Annotated in this window: 18 protein-coding genes; 12 read left to right on the forward strand and 6 right to left on the reverse strand. The window is 73.0% G+C overall.

Annotated elements, in window-relative coordinates; translation table 11 throughout:
• Positions 1 to 7 precede the first annotated feature (7 nt).
• A complete protein-coding gene (locus tag ABEB06_RS06615; RefSeq protein ID WP_345695847.1) occupies positions 8 to 433 on the forward strand; it encodes a Uma2 family endonuclease in 426 nt (141 codons plus the stop codon).
• A gap of 199 nt (positions 434 to 632) precedes the next feature.
• On the opposite strand, the gene ABEB06_RS06620 is transcribed toward ABEB06_RS06615, so the two are convergent.
• Positions 633 to 1,052 (reverse strand): MarR family winged helix-turn-helix transcriptional regulator, encoded by a 420-nt coding sequence (locus ABEB06_RS06620; RefSeq protein WP_345695848.1) that lies wholly within the window; start codon positions 1,050 to 1,052, stop codon positions 633 to 635.
• A gap of 105 nt (positions 1,053 to 1,157) precedes the next feature.
• On the opposite strand from ABEB06_RS06620, the gene ABEB06_RS06625 reads away from it, so the two are divergent.
• Positions 1,158 to 1,979: an SDR family NAD(P)-dependent oxidoreductase gene (locus ABEB06_RS06625; RefSeq protein WP_345695849.1), complete on the forward strand. Its 822-nt coding sequence runs from the start codon at positions 1,158 to 1,160 to the stop codon at positions 1,977 to 1,979.
• A gap of 61 nt (positions 1,980 to 2,040) precedes the next feature.
• Here ABEB06_RS06625 and ABEB06_RS06630 read toward each other — a convergent pair whose 3' ends face one another.
• Positions 2,041 to 3,606, reverse strand: coding sequence for an APC family permease (locus tag ABEB06_RS06630; RefSeq protein ID WP_345695850.1), 1,566 nt, complete (start codon positions 3,604 to 3,606; stop codon positions 2,041 to 2,043).
• A gap of 618 nt (positions 3,607 to 4,224) precedes the next feature.
• Entirely contained in the window at positions 4,225 to 5,826 is a 1,602-nt protein-coding gene (locus ABEB06_RS06635; protein WP_345695851.1) for an NsdA family TPR-like regulatory protein, read from the reverse strand.
• Between the two features lie 260 nt (positions 5,827 to 6,086).
• Here ABEB06_RS06635 and ABEB06_RS06640 point away from each other — a divergent pair, with 260 nt between their 5' ends.
• From ABEB06_RS06640 to ABEB06_RS06655, 4 genes are all read left to right on the forward strand, one after another.
• On the forward strand, positions 6,087 to 7,025 hold the full coding sequence (locus tag ABEB06_RS06640) for a hypothetical protein (RefSeq protein ID WP_345695852.1): 939 nt from the start codon (positions 6,087 to 6,089) through the stop codon (positions 7,023 to 7,025).
• Positions 7,026 to 7,138: 113 nt separating this feature from the next.
• Positions 7,139 to 8,665, forward strand: a complete 1,527-nt coding sequence (locus ABEB06_RS06645; protein ID WP_345695853.1) for an amino acid permease — start codon at positions 7,139 to 7,141, stop codon at positions 8,663 to 8,665.
• Positions 8,666 to 8,765: 100 nt separating this feature from the next.
• The gene (locus ABEB06_RS06650) at positions 8,766 to 10,124 is read left to right on the forward strand and encodes a glutamine synthetase family protein (RefSeq protein ID WP_345695854.1); all 1,359 of its coding nucleotides are present in this window, start codon (positions 8,766 to 8,768) and stop codon (positions 10,122 to 10,124) included.
• A gap of 323 nt (positions 10,125 to 10,447) precedes the next feature.
• A complete protein-coding gene (locus ABEB06_RS06655; RefSeq protein WP_345695855.1) occupies positions 10,448 to 10,969 on the forward strand; it encodes a DUF402 domain-containing protein in 522 nt (173 codons plus the stop codon).
• 50 nt (positions 10,970 to 11,019) lie between these two features.
• Here the strand turns inward: ABEB06_RS06655 and ABEB06_RS06660 are convergent, their stop codons facing one another.
• On the reverse strand, positions 11,020 to 11,526 hold the full coding sequence (locus ABEB06_RS06660; RefSeq protein ID WP_345701756.1) for an isochorismatase family protein: 507 nt from the start codon (positions 11,524 to 11,526) through the stop codon (positions 11,020 to 11,022).
• An 80-nt stretch (positions 11,527 to 11,606) separates the two neighbouring features.
• Between ABEB06_RS06660 and ABEB06_RS06665 the strand changes: the two genes are divergently transcribed.
• From ABEB06_RS06665 to gap, 6 genes are all read left to right on the forward strand, one after another.
• Positions 11,607 to 12,335 carry a hypothetical protein gene (locus ABEB06_RS06665; RefSeq protein WP_345695856.1) on the forward strand — a complete coding sequence of 243 codons (729 nt, stop codon included), beginning with the start codon at positions 11,607 to 11,609 and terminating at the stop codon, positions 12,333 to 12,335.
• Positions 12,332 to 12,676 (forward strand): winged helix-turn-helix domain-containing protein, encoded by a 345-nt coding sequence (locus ABEB06_RS06670; RefSeq protein WP_345695857.1) that lies wholly within the window; start codon positions 12,332 to 12,334, stop codon positions 12,674 to 12,676. Before ABEB06_RS06665 ends, ABEB06_RS06670 begins: the two co-directional genes overlap by 4 nt.
• Before the next feature lie 58 nt (positions 12,677 to 12,734).
• Positions 12,735 to 13,694 (forward strand): GlxA family transcriptional regulator, encoded by a 960-nt coding sequence (locus ABEB06_RS06675; protein ID WP_345695858.1) that lies wholly within the window; start codon positions 12,735 to 12,737, stop codon positions 13,692 to 13,694.
• A gap of 89 nt (positions 13,695 to 13,783) precedes the next feature.
• Complete coding sequence (locus ABEB06_RS06680) at positions 13,784 to 14,224, forward strand: Lrp/AsnC family transcriptional regulator (protein ID WP_345695859.1); 441 nt, start codon at positions 13,784 to 13,786, stop codon at positions 14,222 to 14,224.
• A gap of 69 nt (positions 14,225 to 14,293) precedes the next feature.
• The gene (locus tag ABEB06_RS06685; protein WP_345695860.1) at positions 14,294 to 17,407 is read left to right on the forward strand and encodes an aminotransferase family protein; all 3,114 of its coding nucleotides are present in this window, start codon (positions 14,294 to 14,296) and stop codon (positions 17,405 to 17,407) included.
• 155 nt (positions 17,408 to 17,562) lie between these two features.
• Entirely contained in the window at positions 17,563 to 18,561 is a 999-nt protein-coding gene (gene gap, locus ABEB06_RS06690; protein WP_345695861.1) for a type I glyceraldehyde-3-phosphate dehydrogenase, read from the forward strand.
• A 16-nt stretch (positions 18,562 to 18,577) separates the two neighbouring features.
• Here gap and ABEB06_RS06695 read toward each other — a convergent pair whose 3' ends face one another.
• Entirely contained in the window at positions 18,578 to 19,471 is an 894-nt protein-coding gene (locus ABEB06_RS06695; RefSeq protein ID WP_345695862.1) for a carbohydrate kinase family protein, read from the reverse strand.
• A gap of 173 nt (positions 19,472 to 19,644) precedes the next feature.
• On the reverse strand, positions 19,645 to 20,361 hold the full coding sequence (locus ABEB06_RS06700) for a hypothetical protein (protein ID WP_345695863.1): 717 nt from the start codon (positions 20,359 to 20,361) through the stop codon (positions 19,645 to 19,647).
• Between the last annotated feature and the right edge of the window lie 54 nt (positions 20,362 to 20,415).

Raw genomic sequence — 20,415 nt, forward strand, 5'->3', positions numbered from 1 at the left:
GTGCTCGTTGACAACACGGCATCGGCCCCGACCGCGACCAGCACCGAGGAGACCCGCAGATGACCACGGCCCACCCCGGACCGAACTCGTCGAGGGCGTCGCCACCCCCGTCTCCCGGTCCTGGGCGCACGAGGCAGCCATCGCCTCCCTCCGACGGGGACTGGCCGCACGCCTGGCCGCCCTCGGCCTGGTCGCCGGCTCCGGCGACCTCGACCTCCCCGGCAGCGCCAACCGGTACGTCCCGGGCCTCGCGGTCGTCCCCGCCGGCCTCGCCGCGAGCACCGAGGGCGCGCTTCTCCCCCATCACACCTTGCTCGTCGTCGAGGTCACCTCCCCGTCGACCGCGGACAGCGACCGGGCCGTGAAGCGCCGCCGCTACGGCCAGTACGGCACCCCGCTCTACCTCCTGGTCGACCGGCAGAGCCGCACCTGAACGCTGTTCAGCGACCCCGGCCGCCTCGGCTACGCGACCGAGGACGGCCCCCGCCCCTTCGGTACGCCGGTCCGGTTGCCCGCTCCGTTCAACCTCGACCTCGACACCACCGGCCTCTGAGCAGCTCGAACGCAGCGGTCGACTGAGAGACCACCGATCGGCAACCCTGCCCGCACGCACCCCGAGCCGGCGGCTCGCGTCACGCCTCCAGGACCAGTTGGAGCAGTTCGCGCAGCGACTCGCGCTGCTGCACCGTGAGGGCCGCCAGCGGCTCTGCGGCGAAGGGCATGCGGGCGCGGAGGTCCGCGGCGACGGCGAGGCCGGCCGTGGTGGCGGCGACGCGCTTGACGCGGCGGTCGGCCGGGTCGCTGCCGCGTTCGACGAGGCCGCGGGCCTGCAGCCGGTCGACGATCGCGGTGACGTTGGACGGTTCGGCGTGCAGCCGGTCGGCGATGCGGCGGGTCGGGACGGGGTCTTCGGCGGCGAGCAGCGCCTTGGCCTGGAGCGGGGTGAGGTCGTGGGTCGCGGCGGCGGCCTCGGACTCCTGGGCGTAGCGCCGGTTGATGGCGGCGAAGAGGCCGACGATCTCGGTGGTGAGCGCATCCGTGGGGCTGGACATGGGGCTCATCCTACCCAGGTGCTTGACACGCTGAAATATCTCGCCCCATAGTTATGAAAGACATTGGTTATGAACCATAAGCATCTGCAGTCAGGAGTCACCGCCATGAGCACCAAGACCGTCCTGGTCACCGGCACCTCCTCCGGCATCGGCCTGGCCACCGCCGTGGCCGCCGCGCGGAGCGGCTGGCACGTGGTCGCCACCATGCGCGACACCGGCAAGGCGGGCGCGCTGCTGGCGGCCGCGGAGGAGGCCGGGGTCACCGTCGACGTCCGGCCGCTCGACGTCACCGACCCGGCGTCGGTCGAGGCTTGCCTCGGCGGCCTCGACCGGCTGGACGCGCTGGTCAACAACGCCGGCGCGGGGCACGTCGGCACGCTGGAGCAGGAGGGTGTGGACGACGTCCGGGCCGTCATGGAGGTCAACTTCTTCGGCGTGCTGCACGTCACCAAGGCGGCGCTGCCGCTGCTGCGGGCGAGCGGCGGCCGGGTGGTGACGGTGACCAGCGTCGGCGGGGTGATCGGCCAGCCGTTCAACGAGGCGTACTGCGCGGCCAAGTTCGCAGTCGAGGGCTTCATGGAGTCGCTCGCACCGGTCGCGGCGACCGTCGGCGTCTCAGTCAGCGTGGTGGAGCCGGGCGCGGTGGCCAGCGAGTTCGTCGAGAACGTGGGTCTCGCGGACAACGCGCTGGAACTCGCCGGGCCGTACGCCCCCGCTCTGTCGGCCTACCTGGAGCGGACCCGCGGCGCGTTCGCCAACGCGCAGGCCTCCCAGGAGGTGGCGGCCGAGCTGGTCGAGCTGCTGGCGGCCGAGCGGCCGGCCTTCCGGGTGCTCACCTCCGAGGCGGCGCGCGCCTTCGCCGGGGTGAAGCTGAAGGACCTGGACGGTTCGGCCGTGCAGGCGATGACCGGCGGCTGGGTCGCCTGAGAACGCGAAACCGCCCCGGGGTCCGTACGTGGTCCCCGGGGCGGCATGCGCACGAGGCCCGTCAGTCGGGGATGACCAGGGCCGGGGTGTCGCGGGTGAGGATCTCGCCGCGGAAGAAGGCCGGGCTGCGGCGGGTCATGACGGCCATCACGACGAGGCCGAGGGCGAGCAGTCCGCCGCCGACGACGAAGACGCTGCCGACGCCGAACACCGAGCTGCCGGAGCCGTACGAAGGGTCGTACATGTCGACCAGGCTCTTGCCGAAGATCGCCGCGAGGACGACACCGCCGGTGACCGGGAAGACGCCCTTGAGGACGGCATCCTTGACCGAGCGCCGCAGCTCGCGGCGGAAGTACCAGGCGCAGGCGAACGCGGTCAGCGAGTAGTAGAAGCAGATCATCAGGGTCAGCGCGGCGATGGTGTCGGCGAGGACGTGCTCGCTCACCATGGTCATCACCGTGTAGAACACGCCGGTGCCGACGCCCGCGGTGACGATCGCCCGGCCGGGGGTCCGGTAGCGCTCGTTGACCTCGGTGAAGGAGGCGGGCAGCGCCTCGTACACGCTCATCGCCAGGACGGTGCGGCTGACCGGGATGAAGGTGGTCTGCAGGCTGGCCGACGCGGAGGCCAGCACCGCGACGAACAGCAGGACGCCCAGCACCGGGCCCATCACCGGGCCGGCCAGGACGGCGAGCACGTTGGACGAGGTCTCGGGGTTGCCCAGGCCGGTGCCGGTCCCGCCGACACCGGCGTACATCTGGACGGCGACCGCGGTGAGCAGGTACGAGCCCACCAGCACGGCCATGGCCAGGGTCGCGGCGCGGCCGGGGGTCTTCTCGCTGCCGCCGGTCTCCTCGTTGGCGCTCAGGCAGGCGTCCCAGCCCCAGTACATGAAGAGCGACAGCGACAGGCCGGCGGTGAAGGCGGTGAAGGAGCTGACGGCGAACGGGTTCAGCCACTGCCAGGAGAAGTCGATCGACCCGGCCGAGCCGCCGCCGAGCGCCTTCGAGACCGCCAGCACCACGAACAGTCCGAGCACCGCGAGCTGGAGGCCGACCAGTGCGTACTGCACGCCCTTGGTGGCCGTCATCCCCCGGTAGCTGATCATCGTCGCGACGGCGATCAGCGCCAGGCAGGTGAGGACGTGCACCGGCTTGTTGTCGTTGAGCGCGGCGACCGCGTCGCTGCGGGTGATCTCCCCGAGCAGCAGGTAGAGGTACTCGGTGGCGACGCCCGCCAGGTTGGAGAGCACGATGACGGTGGCGATCACCAGGCCCCAGCCGCACATCCAGCCGACCTTCGGGCCGAACGCCTTCACCGTCCAGGTGAAGGAGGTGCCGCTGTCGGGGATGGCCTTGTTCAGCTCCCGGTAGGCGAACGCCACCAGCAGCATCGGCAGGAAGCCCGCGAGGAAGAGCGCGGGCATCTGCAGGCCCACCGCAGCCACCGTTGTGCCGAGCGTCGTGGTGAGGCAGTACACCGGCGCGACCGTGGACACGCCGATCACGGTGTTGCCGAGCAGGCCGACGGAGTTGCTGTTGAGGCCCTTGGACCGGACACCGGAGGCGACGTCCGAACCGGCGGCGACCTCGGCGCCGGCTCTTGGACGGGAATCGAGCTGAACCATGCGTGCACCGTAACCGCCACTGATTCCGCGCCCCGAGGCGATTGGACAGAAGACGAAACCTTCGCTTCACTGGGCAAAAATCCGAATCGGCCATCGATTCAAAGACTTACAACCCATCCACACCTTCGAATCAAACCACCACAGATCGTCTGATCTGTGTACGAAAGCCGTATCGCGTGACATTTCACCACCAATACGGCCATCCCGGTGGCAAACACCACACCGACTTCCCGCCCGACAGCCTTGCGCGCGACCGGACCGGGGAGGACGGGTGCGCGGATCCACCGGGCCCGAGGACAGCGGCCCGGTGCGCCGCCCGGCACGGCCGTCGCCGCACCGTCGACGGCCGGCAAGGTCGGGGGAGCCCGGGCACGCACCGGTTCACCGGCCGATCCATGGCGGATCACCCAGGCCTCAGCCCCCGCGTTGCTCACACCGGGCGCGACCGTGGCGGCAGGCACCGGCCTGGCGGCCCGGGCACTCGCCCTCCCGGCGAACCCGCTGGGCCGGGCCGCCGTCACCCGCTCGCCATCGCGTGGGCCACCCTCGGCTGCCTCGGCGCCCTGCTCCACCTCACCACCACGTCCGCCGGACACCCGGCCTGCGGCGCGCTTGCGCTCAGAGGTCGGAGCCGCGCCGGCGGGGCGCGCGGTGGTGGAGCTGTTCGCGGATGAGCTTGGCGAGGATCGCGGGCCGTCCGCCGTCCTCCAATGCGGCCAGCTCGTCCGCCAGGGCGTCGAGCCGGCCGTCGACCGCGGCCGACTGCAGGCCGGCCGACTGCCACAGGGCCCGCTCCGCCGTGTCGCAGGCCTGCTCGGTCAGGCCGCTGCGGAGCTGGGCGGTGGCGAGCAGGCCGTTCACCACCACGGTGCGGACCGCGTCCGCCGGTCCGAGCGAGGCCAGCACCTCCTGTGCGCACTGCTGCGCGGCGGCCTGGTCTCCGAGGGCGACCCGGCAGCGGAGTTCCGCCTCCGCGATGTCGCGGAGGATCCGGGCGCGGCCGGCCGGATTCCCGCGCCGCGCACCGGACCCGTTTCCCACCGGGCTCCTGGCGCCGTCACCGGCGGGAGCGTCCTCCGCCCCACCGCCGACGAACGCGCCCGTCCCGACGACGACACCCTTCTCCGTCCCGGCACCGGCGCCCGCTGCGCAGTCGTCCGCTCCGCCCTTACCGGCCACGCCCCCGTCGGCCTCGGCGGCCCGGCGGGCCTGGGCGAGCGCCCGGTCGGCGGCTGCGGCGTCGCGGAGGACCGCGTGGGCCCAGGCTTCGGCGGTGTGCACGGCGACGCGGACCGGGGCGGCCTCCGAACGGGTGCCGAGCGCGGCCGCGCGCAGCAGGTCGAGGACGGCCGGCTGGTCGGCGGGGGCGGGGCAGGAGCCGGCGAGTGCGACGAGCGCGCGCCCTCCCAGGGCCCGGGCGTCGGCCTGGTGGGCGAAGAAGAGGGCGAGCAGGTGGTAGCGGCGGCCGAGGCCGGACAGTCCGGATTCGTGGGCGCAGGTGCCGGCGAGCAGCAGGCCCTGTGTCGCGATGCCGAACAGCGAGCGGCCGACCTGCTCGGTGTAGCTGCCGGTCAGCAGTCGGCCGAGGTCACTGAGCAGGTACTGGACGACCGGGCGGTGGGCGACGGCCCCGCCGTGGCGCGCCATGATCGGTTCGAACGCGTGGAGGGTGGCCCGGAGCCGGCCGAGGTCGGCCTGGGTGACCTCCAGGCCGGGACCGGGAACGGAACTGGGAACGGGGCCGGGTGCCGGTACCGCGAGCGGTGGCGCCTCCTCCGCCAGCAGCCAGTGCAGTGCCGGCCCGGAGAGCAGGCCGATCGGCAGCTCGGCGTGGACCAGGTCGGACCGGTCGAGGTCGGCCTCCCACAACCGGCAGGCCGCGGCGGCGAGTTCCTCGGGGGCCTCGATGAAAGCGGTGTCCATGGGCGAGCGCGGACGGCCTTCGGCGGGCATGCCGATGTCGGCCGGGGTCACCGCGCGGCCGAGGGCCAGCGAGAGCGTCTCGGCGATCAGTGCCGGCGGCACGGCTCGGCTGCGCCGGCCGTCCCGCCAGCGCTGGACGCTGGTGTGGGTGCAGCGGGCGTTGGTGCCGTAGCGGGCTGCGGTCTCGCGGACGGCGCGTGCGAGCTGCTTGTTCGACAGCCCGGCCTGGTCGATGAGCGCACTGAGCCGCCGGTTGGGCGTGCGCGTACTGACCGTGCTGTCCTCGTCACTCACCATGTGCCGGGACTGTAAGCGAATTTGACCGTCCGTGAGGGCTTCCTTACTAAACCTTAAGGTCCAACTGAGCCTCCGGAGCGCCGAAGTGATCGAGTGTGCCCCCTGTGAGCCCTATTGCGAACGCTTGTGCCTCTGGTTGTGTTCTTCCCGCAGAGCGACCGAACACTGACTCCGCGTATCCATCCCGCCCGTGTACCTGCCAGACGCCAGACGGAGAACACCTCTCGTGATCACGACCACGCCCGAAGCACTGGATCCTCGTGCCTAGGTGGAGCTGGCGCGACGAGGCGCTGCTGGACAACCATCCCGCCCGGGACGACCAGGCCCTGCGCACGGTCTGCGAGGACGCCCTGATGGGGCGTTGGGACGGCCCGCGGGATCTGATCGCGGCCACCGGGCGTGACTGGGACCGCCGGGTGTTCCGCCTGCAGATCCTGGCCCGCAACGGGGTCCGGCTGCGCTGGGCCGACACCTGGGCGTCCGCCGAGCCGACCAATCCGGACGCGCTGGCGATGCTGGCCCACGTCAAGGCACTTCGGGCCATCGTGTCGGGCCAGTCCGACGACGCGGTGCTCGACGACGTCTGGCGCAGCTGCCTGGCCGCGGCCGACGCGGCGCCCGGCGACCCGTCCCCCTGGCTCGTGATGATGGCCGTGGTCCGCACGCTCACCCCGGACTGGAAGACCCTGCTGGAGCTGTGGGGCGAGGTCCGCCGCCGCGACCCGCTCAACCGCGAGGGCTACCACGAGGTGATGGCCTACCTGATGCCGCGCAAGCACGGGTCGACCACGGTGATGTTCGACTGGGCGCGCGACCAGGTGCACAGCGTGCCGGACGGCAGCCCGCTGATCGTCCTGCTGCTGGTGGCGCAGGCCGAGCACTACCGCTTCCGGCAGGCGCAGCGCTCCACCGGGTCGGCCATCCACCCGTGGATGCAGTGCCCCGACATCGACCGGGTGCTGGACCGCTGGTGGCTGCGCAGATCGCCGACGCCGCACGCCAACTTCATGGACGACGCCAACTACCTCGCCCACGCGCTCTCGTTCGCCGGTCGCCACCGCGAGGCCCACGAGGTGTTCGAGGAGATCGGCCCCTATGCCGCCCAGCTCCCCTGGGCGTACTGCGGTGAAGCCGAGCAGCTGTTCCGGACGCACAAGGAGCGCGCCAGGAACGCGACCCGGAGCCGCCGCCGCGGGTAGCCCGGCCGCGGGCCCGCCGCCCGCCAGGCCCGGTCCGCCCGTACCGCTTCCCCTTCCCCCTTCCCCGTCGCTCAGTGCTCAGCGCTGCCCTCCCCCCGAGAGGACCCCCGCTCATGCCTCTGGAACCCGACCACCTGTCGGACGAGGAACGCCTCGCCCAGCTCGGCTACACCCAGGTGCTGGCCCGCCGGATGTCCGGCTTCTCCAACTTCGCGGTGTCCTTCACCATCATCTCGATCCTGTCGGGCTGCCTGACGCTGTACGGGTTCGGTCTGAACACCGGCGGCCCGGCGATGCTCACCTGGGGCTGGGTGCTGGTCGGCGCGATGACGCTGTTCGTCGGTCTGGCGATGGCGGAGGTGTGTTCCTCCTACCCGACCTCGGCCGGCCTGTACTTCTGGGCCAAGGAGATGGCGCCGCCGAAGTCGGCCGCCGCGTGGGCGTGGTTCACCGGGTGGTTCAACGTCCTGGGCCAGGTCGCCGTGACGGCGGGCATCGACTTCGGCGCCGCGACCTTCCTCAACGCGTACCTGGACCTGCAGTTCGAGTTCGCGGTGACGCCCGAGCACACCATGTCGATCTTCGCCGGCGTCCTGCTGCTGCACGGCGTGCTGAACACCTTCGGCGTGCGCCTGGTGGCCGTGCTCAACAGCGTCAGCGTCTGGTGGCACGTCGTGGGCGTGCTGGTGATCGTCGGCCTGCTGGCGGTCGTCCCGGACCACCATCAGTCCGCCTCCTTCGTGTTCGGCCACTTCGTCAACAACACCGGCTTCAAGAGCGGCTTCTACGTGGGCCTGCTCAGCCTCCTGGTCGCGCAGTACACCTTCACCGGCTACGACGCCTCCGCGCACATGACCGAGGAGACCAACGACGCCGCGGTGGCCGGCCCGCGCGGCATCGTCCGCTCGATCTGGACCTCCTGGATCGCCGGCTTCGTGCTGATCGTCGGCCTCACCTTCGCCATCCAGGACTGGGACGGCACGCTCGGCACCGCGATCGGCGTCCCCCCGGCGCAGGTGTTCATCGACTCGCTGGGCGACGCCGGCGGCAAGGCCCTCCTGCTGGTCGTGATCGGCGCCCAGCTGTTCTGCGGCATGGCCTCGGTGACCGCCAACTCCCGCATGATCTACGCCTTCTCGCGGGACGGCGCGCTGCCCTTCAGCCGGACCTGGCACCGCATCAACCCGAACACCCGCACGCCCACCAACGCCGTGTGGCTCGCGGTGGTCGGCGCGCTCGCCCTCGGCCTGCCGTACCTGATCAACGCCACCGCGTACGCGGCCGTCACCTCGATCGCGACCATCGGCCTGTACATCGCCTACGTCATCCCGACCTTCCTGCGCCTGCGGCAGGGCGACCGGTTCGTGCGCGGCCCGTGGCACCTGGGCCGGGCGAGCCGTCCGATCGGCGTCGTCGCGGTGCTGTGGGTGACGGTGATCACCGTCCTGTTCATGCTGCCCCAGGTCAACCCGATCACCGCGAAGAACTTCAACTACGCGCCGGTCGCGGTGGCCGTGGTGCTCGGCTTCGCCGCCCTGTGGTGGGTGCTGTCCGCCCGCAAGTGGTTCCTGAACCCTTCGCACCCCCGCAACCTGGCCCGCGCCGGCGCCCAGCCGCTGCCCGAGCCGGTCGGCCGCTGACCCCACCGACGGCCCGCCGACCAGCCTCCGGGCCGGACGGCGGGCCGCCGCCGTTCTCCCTCCCCGCCGCTCCCCCTGCCACTCAGAACCGGAGTACCCAGTGCCTTCCGCCGAACTGACGCTCGACCGCCTGCGCGAGCTGATCGCCGAAGGAGCCGTCGACACCGTCGTGCTCGCCATCACCGACATGCAGGGCCGCCTGCAGGGCAAGCGCGTCGCCGCCTCCTACTTCCTCAGCGACGTCGTCCCGCACGCCGCCGAGGGCTGCGGCTACCTCCTCGCCGTCGACATCGACATGAACACCGTCGACGGCTACGAGGTCTCCTCCTGGGACAGCGGCTACGGCGACCTGGTCTTCGTCCCCGACCTGACCACCCTGCGCATGGTCCCCTGGCACCCGGCCACCGCGATGGTCCAGTGCGACCTCGCCCACCACGACGGGCGGCCCGTCGCCGTCTCCCCCCGCCAGATCCTCAAGCGCCAGCTCGAACGTCTCGCCGGCCACGGCTGGACGGCGCACGTGGGCACCGAACTCGAATTCATCGTCTTCCGCGACACCTACGAGCAGGCCTGGGAGAAGAACTACCAGGCGCTCACGCCGGTCAACCAGTACAACGTCGACTACTCCATCCTCGGCACCGCCCGCATCGAACCCCTGCTGCGCCGGCTGCGCAACGAGATGGCCGGCGCCGGGCTCGTCGTCGAGTCCGCCAAGGGCGAGTGCAACCTCGGCCAGCACGAGATCGCCTTCAAGTACGCCGACGCGCTCACCACCTGCGACAACCACTCCGTCTACAAGACCGGCGCCAAGGAGATCGCCGCCCAGGAGGGCCAGAGCCTCACCTTCATGGCCAAGTACAACGAGCGCGAGGGCAACTCCTGCCACATCCACCTCAGCCTGCGTGACGAAGCCGGCCTGCCCGTCATGCCCGGCGACGGCCCCCACGGCTTCTCCCGCACCATGGAGCACTTCCTCGCCGGACAGCTCGCCTGCCTCGCCGAGTTCTCCCTCCTCCTCGCGCCGAACATCAACTCCTACAAGCGCTACGTCGACGGCAGCTTCGCACCGACCGCCATCGCCTGGGGACGCGACAACCGGACCTGCGCCCTGCGCGTGGTCGGCCACGGCCCGTCCCTGCGCTTCGAGAACCGCGTCCCCGGCGGCGACGTCAACCCGTACCTCGCGGTCGCCGCCCTGATCGCCGCCGGACTCCACGGCATCGAGCAACAGCTCGCACTGGAGCCGGAGTTCACCGGCAACGCGTACGCCGGCGACGCGCCCCGCGTCCCGACGACCCTGCGCGACGCGGTCGCCCTGTTCGAGAACAGCGCCGCCGCCACCGAGGCGTTCGGCAAGGACGTCGTCCAGCACTACACCCACGCCGGACGGACCGAACTCGCCGCCCACGACGCCGCCGTCACCGACTGGGAACTCCGCCGGGGCTTCGAACGCCTCTGAGCTCGAGGCCCCCCGGAACAGCCGGTGCCCATGGAGGTTCCCGAGGCCGTCGGCGCCGACGAAGCAGCGACCACCGAGCAGAACCGTCAGCTGCGGAGTCGGCCGGACGGCCCCGGAACCCGGCGCACGAACGGAGGTTCCCTGCGCTCGCGGACGCCGGGGTGCCCGGCCGGCTCGGCACGAATGCGTCACCCCGCCCCCCGCCGCGGGGCCGAACCCTGGGACCTGCGCGCAGGCGCCCGCCGGGCCGTCCATCCGGATGACGGCCGCAGGAGCAGGAGACCGCACCGCCCTGCGCCCGTCCCGCGGGTACGGTGTGCACCGTGGCACCGGACGAACACGTGACCGTCATCCGCGACGGCAGGCTGACGGCCGCCGGGATCCGGCGCGGCAGCGTCGTCGCGTACACCTGGGGCTTCCACGCGGACGGCATCGACCACGTCCAACGCACTTTCGTCCTGCTGGACGAGCACCTGCAGATCGACCAGCCGGTGATCTTCCCTCCCGAACAGCGGGGTTGGTGGTACTGCGACCTCATCGGCGTCGAGTGGGGCGGCGTCGGCAGCGGCGTGGTGGAGACGCGGGACATGTGGATCGACGTCGTCGTCGGCCCGCCCGACCAGCCCTACCGCCTGCTCGACCTGGACGAGTACGCGCTGGCTCTCGCGGACGGTCGCCTCACTCCGGCAGAGGCCGCCCGCGGGCTCACCCGGGTGCAGCGCTTCCTCGACCGCCGTCTGAACCGTCGCCACGGAGTGTCGAGGACGTGGCCCGCGTTCCCGCCTCCCGAGGTCGAGGACCTCCTCACGGTCGACCTCCCCCAGGACTGGGAACTGAGGGCCTGACAGTTGCTCGGCGACCGGCGGTGCGGGGATCCCGGCTGTCGGCTCCGCGGTCAGCCGAGCTCGATCTCCGCGCTGGTGACCACCGACCCGAAGCGCGGCAGGTCGAGCGCGACGGCCGCCTCGTGCTCGGCGGCGGTCAGCCCGGCGAGGGCGTCCTCGGGGAAGACCAGTTCGTAGCCGTGGTCGGCGGCCGCCCGGGCCGTCGACTCCACGCCGAGGTTGGTGGCGATGCCCGTCAGCACCACCGTCTCCACGCCCCGGGCGCGCAGCAGTCCGTCGAGCTCCGTGCCGTAGAACGCGCCGATGGTCCGCTTGACCACGACCGCGTCGGCGAGTTCGGCGATCTCCGCCACCAGCCCGCTGCCGGGCGGCTGTTCGGCGACGCCGGGCCGTTCCACCCGGACCGCGATCACGGGCGCGCCCGCCGCCCGGAACCGTCGGGCCAGCTCCGCCGATGCCGCCACCACCGCGTCCCCGCTGCGCGGTTCGAGCGGGAGGGCGGCGATCCGCTCCATCAGGTCGATCAGGACGAGGGCGCAGCGGCTGCGGTCGAGGATGGTCACCACCGCAGCGTAGTCGACGGCCCCCGCCCGTACCGCCCCTTGCCCCGAATGGTTTGTGATGCAAAGCTGACTGCATGACAGACGCATCGATGCCTTCGGGCGCGCCTCGCGAAGTCCTGTCCGAGCTCGGCGACTTGACCCGCCGGGTCCGGGCCGCCCAGCGCGGCACCTGGTTCCCGCTCCTGCTGCTCGGCGTGCTCACGCTGGGCGGCGTCCTGGTCGGCCGCCTCACTTTCCACCTGGAGTCGGTGCCCTGCCCGGGAGGGGGCAGCTGCACCCTGGCCTCCCAGGGCTCCCCGGTCTACTGGCCGGTCGGATTCGCCGCGGTGTACGTCGCGACGGCGGTGTTCTACCTCCGCCGGGCCCGCCGTCGCGGCGTCGGCACCCGGGTCCGCCCGTACGTGGTCACCGGGATCGCCCTGGTCGGGCTGGTCGCCGCCACCTCGTTGTGGGTCACCCGTCACGGGATCCCCCAGCCCGGTACTCCGCTCGACTTCTGGGGTCTCCACCTCGACCCGGACGCCGGGTCGACGCTCTTCCTGGAACGGCTCACGGGGAACGCCCTGACGGTCGGGATCCCGCTCCTCGTCCTGGCCCGGGTGGAGCGCAGCCCCGCCCTCCTCCTGCTCGCCGCGCTCTGCCTGGCGGTCGAACTGGTGCCCCTCTCCTCCGGCTGGGCGGGCATCGGGGCCACCTCGCCGTGGTCGGCCCTGCCCCGCTACGGCGTACCCGGCGTCCTGCTCCTGCTGGGGGCCCTCGGCTTCGGCCTGGCCGAGCGGAACGGACGGCGCACCGCCCGATGAGCACCGCACCCGAGCACGAGCAGCACCCCGTCAACGGGCTGGACGACGTGGTCCACCAGCGCGTGCGGCTCGGCATCCTCACCGTCGCGCACCAGGCCCGCCGCGTGGAGTTCGGCTTCCTGCGCACCACGCTCGGCCTGACCGCCGGCAACCTCAGCCAGCACCTGTCCGTCCTGGAGAAGGCCGGTCTGGTGGAGATCGAGAAGGGCTACGAGGGCAGGCGCGCCCGCACCTGGCTCTCCCTCACCCCCGCGGGCGACCGTGCGCTGCGCGAGGAGGTCGCCCAGCTCAAGCGCCTGATCCAGCAGATCGAGCAGGCCGGCACGGACGGCGCACCCTGATCGCCCGCGTCCCGAGGCGTACGGTGGGGCCGGAACCGACAGGACGTGAGGTGGGGAGATGCGCGCGGCGGAACGGCTGCACCGGGTGGCCGTCCTGGTCCTGGACGGGGCGAAGCCGCTGGACGTCGGGATCCCCGCGCAGGTGTTCACCACCCGCGCGAGCATGCCGTACGAGGTGCGGGTGTGCGGCGCGGCGCCGGGCCTGGTGGCGGGCGGCGACGGCCTGTCGTACCACGTGGCGCACGGCCTGGAGGCGCTCGCCTGGGCGGACGTCGTCTTCGTCCCCGGCTACCGCTTCCCCGACCGCGACGACCCGCCGCCGGCCGTCGTCGAGGCGCTGATCACCGCCCATGAGCGCGGGGCCCGCATGGCCGCGATCTCCACCGGCGCGTTCGCGCTCGCCGCGACCGGCCTGCTGGACGGCCGCCGGGCGACCACGCACTGGCACTACACCCGGGCGCTGGCCGCCCGGTACCCGGCGATCAACGTGGACGAGAACGTGCTCTTCGTCGACGAGGGCACGGTGCTCACCTCGGCCGGCGCCGCCTCCGGCATCGACCTGTGCCTGCACATCCTGCGCCGCGACCTCGGGGTGGCGGCGTCCAACCACGCCGCCCGCCGCCTGGTCGCCGCCCCGTACCGCAGCGGCGGTCAGGCGCAGTACGTGCCGCGCAGCGTGCCGGAGGCGGTCGGCGAGCGCTTCGCCGCGACCCGCGAGTGGGCGCTGCACCGCCTCGGCGAGCCGCTCACCCTGGAGCACCTGGCCCGGCACGCCGCGGTCTCCCCGCGCACCTTCTCCCGCCGCTTCGTCGAGGACACCGGCTACACGCCGATGCAGTGGGTGATGCGCGCCCGGATCGACCTGGCCCGCGAGCTGTTGGAGCGCTCCGAGCGCAGCGTCGAACAGATCGCCGCGGACGTGGGCCTCGGCACGGGGACCAACCTGCGCCTGCACTTCCACCGCATCCTGGGCACCACACCCACCGAGTACCGACGCACCTTCACCCGGGGCGAGTGACGCAGGGAGACGCTCGATACGATCGCTCCGGCAATCGATTCGAGCGTCAAAGTCTCGCCATCCGCTCGAATGCGCGCTAGCGTTGCGCCATGGACGATGTCGACCGCGCGATCCTGCGCGAGCTGCAGACCGATGGACGGATCCCCTACGCCGACCTCGGCCCCAAGGTCGGTCTCTCCCCCTCGGCCGCCCGGCAGCGGCTGCAACGGCTGATCGACACCAAGGTGGTGCAGGTCGTCGGCGTCACCGATCCGATGGCGATGGGCGGCCAGGCGATGGGCCTGCTGGGCCTGCGCGTGGACGGCGACCCGCGCACGGTGGCGGACGAGCTCGCCCGCCACGAGGAGATCGTCTACTCCGTACTCACCTCCGGCAGCTTCGACCTCTTCGCCGAGGCGGTCTGCCGGCGCCCGCACGACCTGCTGGCCTTCATCAACGACGTGGTCCGCCCGATCGAGGGCGTCACGGCGGTGGAGAGCTTCCCGTACTTCGGGATCCACACCCACCGCTTCATGTGGGACGTCCAGTGACCCCGCAGGACGTGCAGTGACACCCGCCGACCGGCAGACCCTCCCCACCGAGCGATCCAGGATCCCGGCATGTACCACAGCCAGCCCACCACCCTCGACTTCTTCGCCCACGGCGCCCTCCCCGCACCCCGGATCAGCCCGGAGCGGGCGCGCGACCTGACCGCCGAGCACTTCGGGCTGCGGATCCACGCCGAGGAGCTGGGCAGCCAGCAGGACGCCAACTTCCTGCTGCGCGGGGCGGACGGCACACCCGTCGCCGTCCTCAAGGTCGCCAACCCCGCGTTCACCGCGACCGAGATCGACGCCCAGGACAGCGCGGCCGACCTGCTCGCCGCCGCCCACCCGGACCTCCGGGTGGCCACCGTCCTGCGCGGCCCCGACGGAACGCGCCGCAGCGTCGTCGTCGACACCGGGGACGGCCCGGTCACCGCCCGCCTGCTGCGCTTCCTGCCCGGCGGCGCGCTCTCCGGCCCCCGCCACCTCTCCCCCGGGACGGTCGCCGCGATGGGCCGGATCGCCGGCCGGGTCGGCGCTGCGCTGCGCGACTTCCGCCACCCCGGCCTGGACCGCGTCCTCCAGTGGGACCTGCGCTACACGGACCAGGTGGTCGCCCGGCTCCTGGAGCACGTCACGGAGCCCGAGCGCCGCGCGGCCGTCCTGACCGCCACCGGCACCGCCTGGGCCGAGGTCTCCGAGCTCGCCGACCGGCTCCCGGTGCAGGCCGTCCACCTGGACCTGACCGACGACAACCTGGTCCGCGACCCCGGCAGCCCGCTGCCGCTGCCCGACGGCGTCATCGACTTCGGCGATCTGACCACCAGCTGGGCGGTCTCCGAGCTGGCCGTCTGCCTCTCCTCGATGCTGCACCACAGCGGCATGGAGCCGCACCACGTCCTGCCCGCGGTGCGCGCCTTCCACCGGGTCCGCCCGCTCTCCGCCGCCGAGGCCGCCGCCGTGTGGCCGCTGACCGTGCTGCGCGCCGCCGGGCTGGTCGCCAGTGGCCGCCACCAGGCCGCCGTGGACGCCGACAACGCGTACGTCCGGGCCGCGCTGGAGCGCGAGTGGCGGATCTTCGAGCAGGCCACCGCCGTGCCCTCCGCCGTCATGACCGCACTGGTCCTCGACGCCCTCGGCCTGGACGCGCCCGCACCGGCCGCAGCGGCGGTCCCGAGCGCCCGCAGCAGCCACGACCCCTCCGCCGCCGACATCCCCGACGCCCTCGCGGTCCCCTGCGTCCCCGGTCCGGCCGACCCTCCCGCCACCGGCACCCGCGCCGTCGACACCCGTGCGCGGGCCCCGCACCTCGCCGCCCACCACCCGCTGCTGGCCGGTCTCGATCCCGCAGGCGTCGACCTGCTCGACCTGTCGGCCGAGTCCGAGGCCATGGACCGCGGCGCCTGGCTGGAGCCCGGTACCGAGGACCGGCTCGCCGCCGCCGCGCTCTCCGGCGGCGCCACCGCCGTGGCCACCCGGTACGCGGAGGCCCGGCTCACCGCCGCCCCGGCGCTCTCCCTCTCCTCCCCCGCCACCGTGGCCACCGGCATCGACCTGTGGACCGGGCCCGCCGTCGAGCTCCACGCCCCCTGCGCCGGTGAGCTGCTGGTCTCGGCGCCGGGCCGCGCGGAACTCCGCTGCGACGCCCTGGTGCTGGAGATCGCCCTCCCCGCCGCGGTCTCCCCGCACCCCGCCGCCGGCACCGCACTGCACCCGGGCGACCCGGTCGCCACCCTGCCCGCCGGGAGCCGGCTGCGCATCGCGCTGCGGGCCGCCGGAGCACCGGCCGTCCCCGCGCTGGTCCGCCCGGAGTACGCGGCCGGCTGGCTGGCCCTCACCGCCGACCCGTCCCCGCTGATCGGCCTGCCCGCCTCCGACGCCGCCCCCGACTCCGACGGCCGTCCGGACCTGCTGGCCCGGCGCCGCGCCTCCTTCGCCACCGTCCAGGGGCACTACTACGCCGAGCCGCCGCGGATCGAACGCGGTTGGCGCCACCACCTGGTGTCGACCGAGGGCCGCTCGTACCTCGACATCGTCAACAACGTCACGCCGCTCGGCCACGCCCACCCGGGCGTCGAGCGCGCGGTGACCCGGCAGTTGCGCCGGCTGAACACCAACTCCCGTTTCCACTACGGCTCGGTGGTGGAGTTCACCGAGCGGCTGGCCGCGCTGCTGCCGGACCCGCTGGACACCGTCTTCCTGGTCAACTCGGGCTCCGAGGCGGTGGACCTGGGCATCCGCCTGGCGATCGGCGCGACCGGGCAGCACGACGTGGTCGCCCTACGCGAGGCGTACCACGGCTGGACGTACGCCTCCGACGCCGTCTCCACCTCGCTCCAGGACAATCCCAACGCGCTCTCCACCCGCCCGAGTTGGGTGCACACCGTGGACTCGCCGAACTCCTACCGCGGTCGCCACCGGGGCGAGGAGGCGGCCCGCTACGCGCCGGAGGCGGTGCGGCTGGTCGAGGAGCTGGCAGCATCCGGCCGGCCGCCGGGCGCCTTCGTCAGCGAGAGCTACTACGGGAACGCGGGCGGCGTGCCGCTGCCCGCCGGGTACCTGGAGCAGCTGTACGCCGCCGTGCGCCGGCACGGCGGCCTGGCCGTCGCGGACGAGATCCAGGTCGGGTACGGGCGGCTCGGCGAGTGGTTCTGGGGCTTCGAGGAACAGGGCGTCGTCCCCGACATCGTCTGCGTGGCCAAGGCCATGGGCAACGGCCACCCGCTCGGCGCGGTGATCACCTCCCGGGCCGTCGCCGAGCGCTACCGCGACCAGGGGTACTTCTTCTCCTCCACCGGCGGCAGCCCGGTCTCCAGCGTCGCCGGCCTGACCGTCCTCGACGCCCTGCGCGACGAGGACCTGCAGGACAACGCGGTGCGCACGGGCGGGCAGCTCAAGGAACGCCTCACCGCCCTCGGCGACCGGCACGGGATCGTCGGCGCGGTGCACGGCTCGGGGCTCTACCTCGGCCTCGAACTGGTCCGCGACCGCACCACCCTGGAGCCCGCGACCGAGGAGACCGCCGAGCTCTGCGACCGGATGCTCGACCTCGGCGTGGTCGTCCAGCCGACCGGCGACCACCTGAACATCCTGAAGATCAAGCCGCCGCTGTGCATCGACGCCGCGGCCGCGGACTTCTTCGCGGACGCGCTCGACCTCGCCCTGACCCAGCTCTCCGCCCACCGGTAGCTCACCTGCGGTCGGGGGTCTCCGGAGTCGTCCGGTCGCCCCCGACCGATCTGGCGAGATCCTTTCGAACCGTGGCACTCCCGCCCATGCCACGGACGCCTCCGACGAGCGAGGCTGGTGGCAACGCAAAGGAACGGAAACGGGAGACACCACCCATGACTCGCATCGCCGTCAACGGATTCGGTCGCATCGGACGCAACGTCGTGCGGGCCCTCATCGAGCGCGACAGCAAGCTGGAGATCGTCGCGGTCAACGACCTCACCGAGCCCAAGGCGCTCGCCCGTCTGCTGAAGTACGACACCACCTCCGGCCGCCTGGGCCGCCCGGTGGAGGTCGAGGGCGACACCCTGGTGGTCGACGGCCGCCGGATCAAGGTGCTGGCCGAGCGCGACCCGGCCAACCTGCCGTGGGCCGAGCTCGGTGTGGACATCGTGCTGGAGGCGACCGGCCGGTTCACCGCCGCGTCCGCCGCCCGCGCCCACCTCGACGCCGGTGCGAAGAAGGTCCTGGTCAGCGCGCCGTCCGACGGCGCCGACGTGACGCTCGCCTACGGCGTGAACACCGACGCGTACGACCCGGAGGTGCACACCGTCGTCTCCAACGCCTCCTGCACCACCAACGCGCTCGCCCCGCTGGCCGCGGTCCTCGACCAGCTGGCCGGCATCGAGCACGGCTTCATGACCACCGTGCACGCCTACACCCAGGAGCAGAACCTCCAGGACGGCCCGCACCGCGACCCGCGCCGTGCCCGCGCCGCCGGCGTGAACATCGTGCCGACCACCACCGGCGCCGCGAAGGCGATCGGCCTGGTCCTGCCGAACCTGGACGGCAAGCTCTCCGGCGACTCGATCCGCGTGCCCGTGCCGGTCGGCTCGATCGTCGAGCTGAACACCACGGTCTCCCGCGAGGTCACCCGCGAGGAGATCCTGGCCGCCTACCGCGCCGCCGCCGAGGGCCCGCTGGCCGGCGTCCTGGAGTACTCCGACGACCCGCTGGTCTCCGCGGACATCACCGGCAACCCGCACTCCTCGATCTTCGACTCCGAGCTCACCCGGGTCGACGGCAAGCACGTCAAGGTCGTCGCCTGGTACGACAACGAGTGGGGCTTCTCCAACCGCGTGGTCGACACCCTCGACCTGCTCGCCGCGCACTGACGCGGCGGCCCGCCGCTCAGCGACGGGCCGCGAGTTCCTCCGCGGTCGGCGGGTTGGCGCCGGCCCTGGAGACGGTGACGGCGGCGGCCTCGGAGGCCGCCGCCATCGCCGTTCCCACGTCCGCGCCGTCCGCCAGCGCGTCCAGCACCGCCGCCATGAACGAGTCCCCGGCGCCGACCGTGTCCACCACCTCGGCCGGCACGGCCGCCGCCCGGACCTCGCCCTCCGCGGTCAGCGCGAACGCCCCCTCCGCGCCCCGGGTCACGATCACCGTGCGCGGACCCGACGCCAGCCACCGGGCCGCGCTCTCCCGCACCGGGACGCCCGGGTACAGCCACTCCAGGTCCTCGTCGCTGGCCTTCACCACGTCGCTCAGCGCCACGCACTCCTCCACCGCGGCCACCCCGGCCGCCCGCTCCCCGAACAGCGCGGGCCGCACGTTCGGGTCGTACGACACGCTCGCCCCCGCCGCCCGCAGCTCCCGCAGCAACCCGCGCGCCACCGCCCCGCCCGGCTCCACGACCGCGGCGATCGACCCCAGGTGCACCCGCGGCGCGCCCGGCAGCACAGCCGGCCGGCGCAGGCTCCAGCCGATCGCGAACGCGTACGACGCCTTGCCGTGCCCGTCGACCGTGACCACCGCCACCGGTGTGTCCACCGCCTGACCGTCCGTCAGCACCTCGACCCCGGCCCCGCGCAGGTGCGCCCCGATCAGCGCCCCCATCGCGTCCTCCCCCACCTGCGTCAGCAGCGCCACCCGCCGCCCGAGCCGTGCCAGCCCGAACGCCACGTTCGCCGGGCTCCCGCCCGCATGCGGCCGGTCCGCCTCCCTCGGCGCGCGCACCACGTCGGCGACGCACTCACCGATGACCAGGAACTCGACGCCGCCGGCGCTGCTCGACTCAACCACGGTGCGGACCCTTCGCCACTCGAAGGGAACACCTCGTCCCCTCCCCACGCACCGTACCCGGTTCGCGCCCACGCCCCGCCCGGGACGGTCTCGACGGGAACCGCATCGAGACCGGCACGGCGCACCTGGACTACGTCCGGCACGATCCGGGCCGTTGAGCGCAACGTCCGGGATCAACTCGCGGCGGGGAGGTGGCGCCTTGCCGCGAGGCAGGCCGCCGTGCGAAGCCTCGCGCAGTAGGAGGCGCAGTACTCCTCGTCGATCAGCGGCACGATCCTCTCCAGGTGCGCGATGCACGCCCAGAGGACGGCGACGCCGTCGCCGTCGAGCCCTCCGCCGAGCTCGCGCCGGACGAGTCCCGCGACGTCGGCGTCCAGCAGGATCAGGTCCACCCCGTCGATGTCCGTACCGCGGAAGCTCTCGGGGAACGGCGCCCGCAGGTGTTCCTCCCACAGCACCGCGAGCCGATCACCAGCTCGGGCTCCGCCCCCGTCGGCGGCCGCCGGCAGCGGCCGCAGGAGCAGCGCGACGGCGTCGAAGACGGCCCGCACCCTGACGACGGCGCCCTCCGGACGGAGAGCACCGCTGGTCGCGGCGCCCCGCGCGACCCTGTCCCGCAGGAGTCGGCCGCGGTCGAGCTCGGCAGCCAGGTCGCCCGGGAGGAGTCCCGCGGCGGCGGCCCGCCCGATGAGGTCCTGCAGCGGTGCGTCGACGGCCAGGCGCTCGGCGAGCACCTGCTCCAGCGCGACCAGGGAATGTGTGACGGCGACCGTCGCGAACTCGTACCGGTAGAAGGAGTACCTGAGGAGTTCTCGGGCGGTCTCCAGCCCGCTCATGACGTACATCGACGCGCCGCTCGGCATCACCAGGTCGGCCACCAGCGCTCGCATGTCCGCGAAGTCGAGCGCCACTCCCCACGCCCGGGGATCCTGGACCGGCACGGG

The sequence above is a fragment of the Kitasatospora terrestris genome, assembly GCF_039542905.1.
Lineage (GTDB): Bacteria > Actinomycetota > Actinomycetes > Streptomycetales > Streptomycetaceae > Kitasatospora > Kitasatospora terrestris.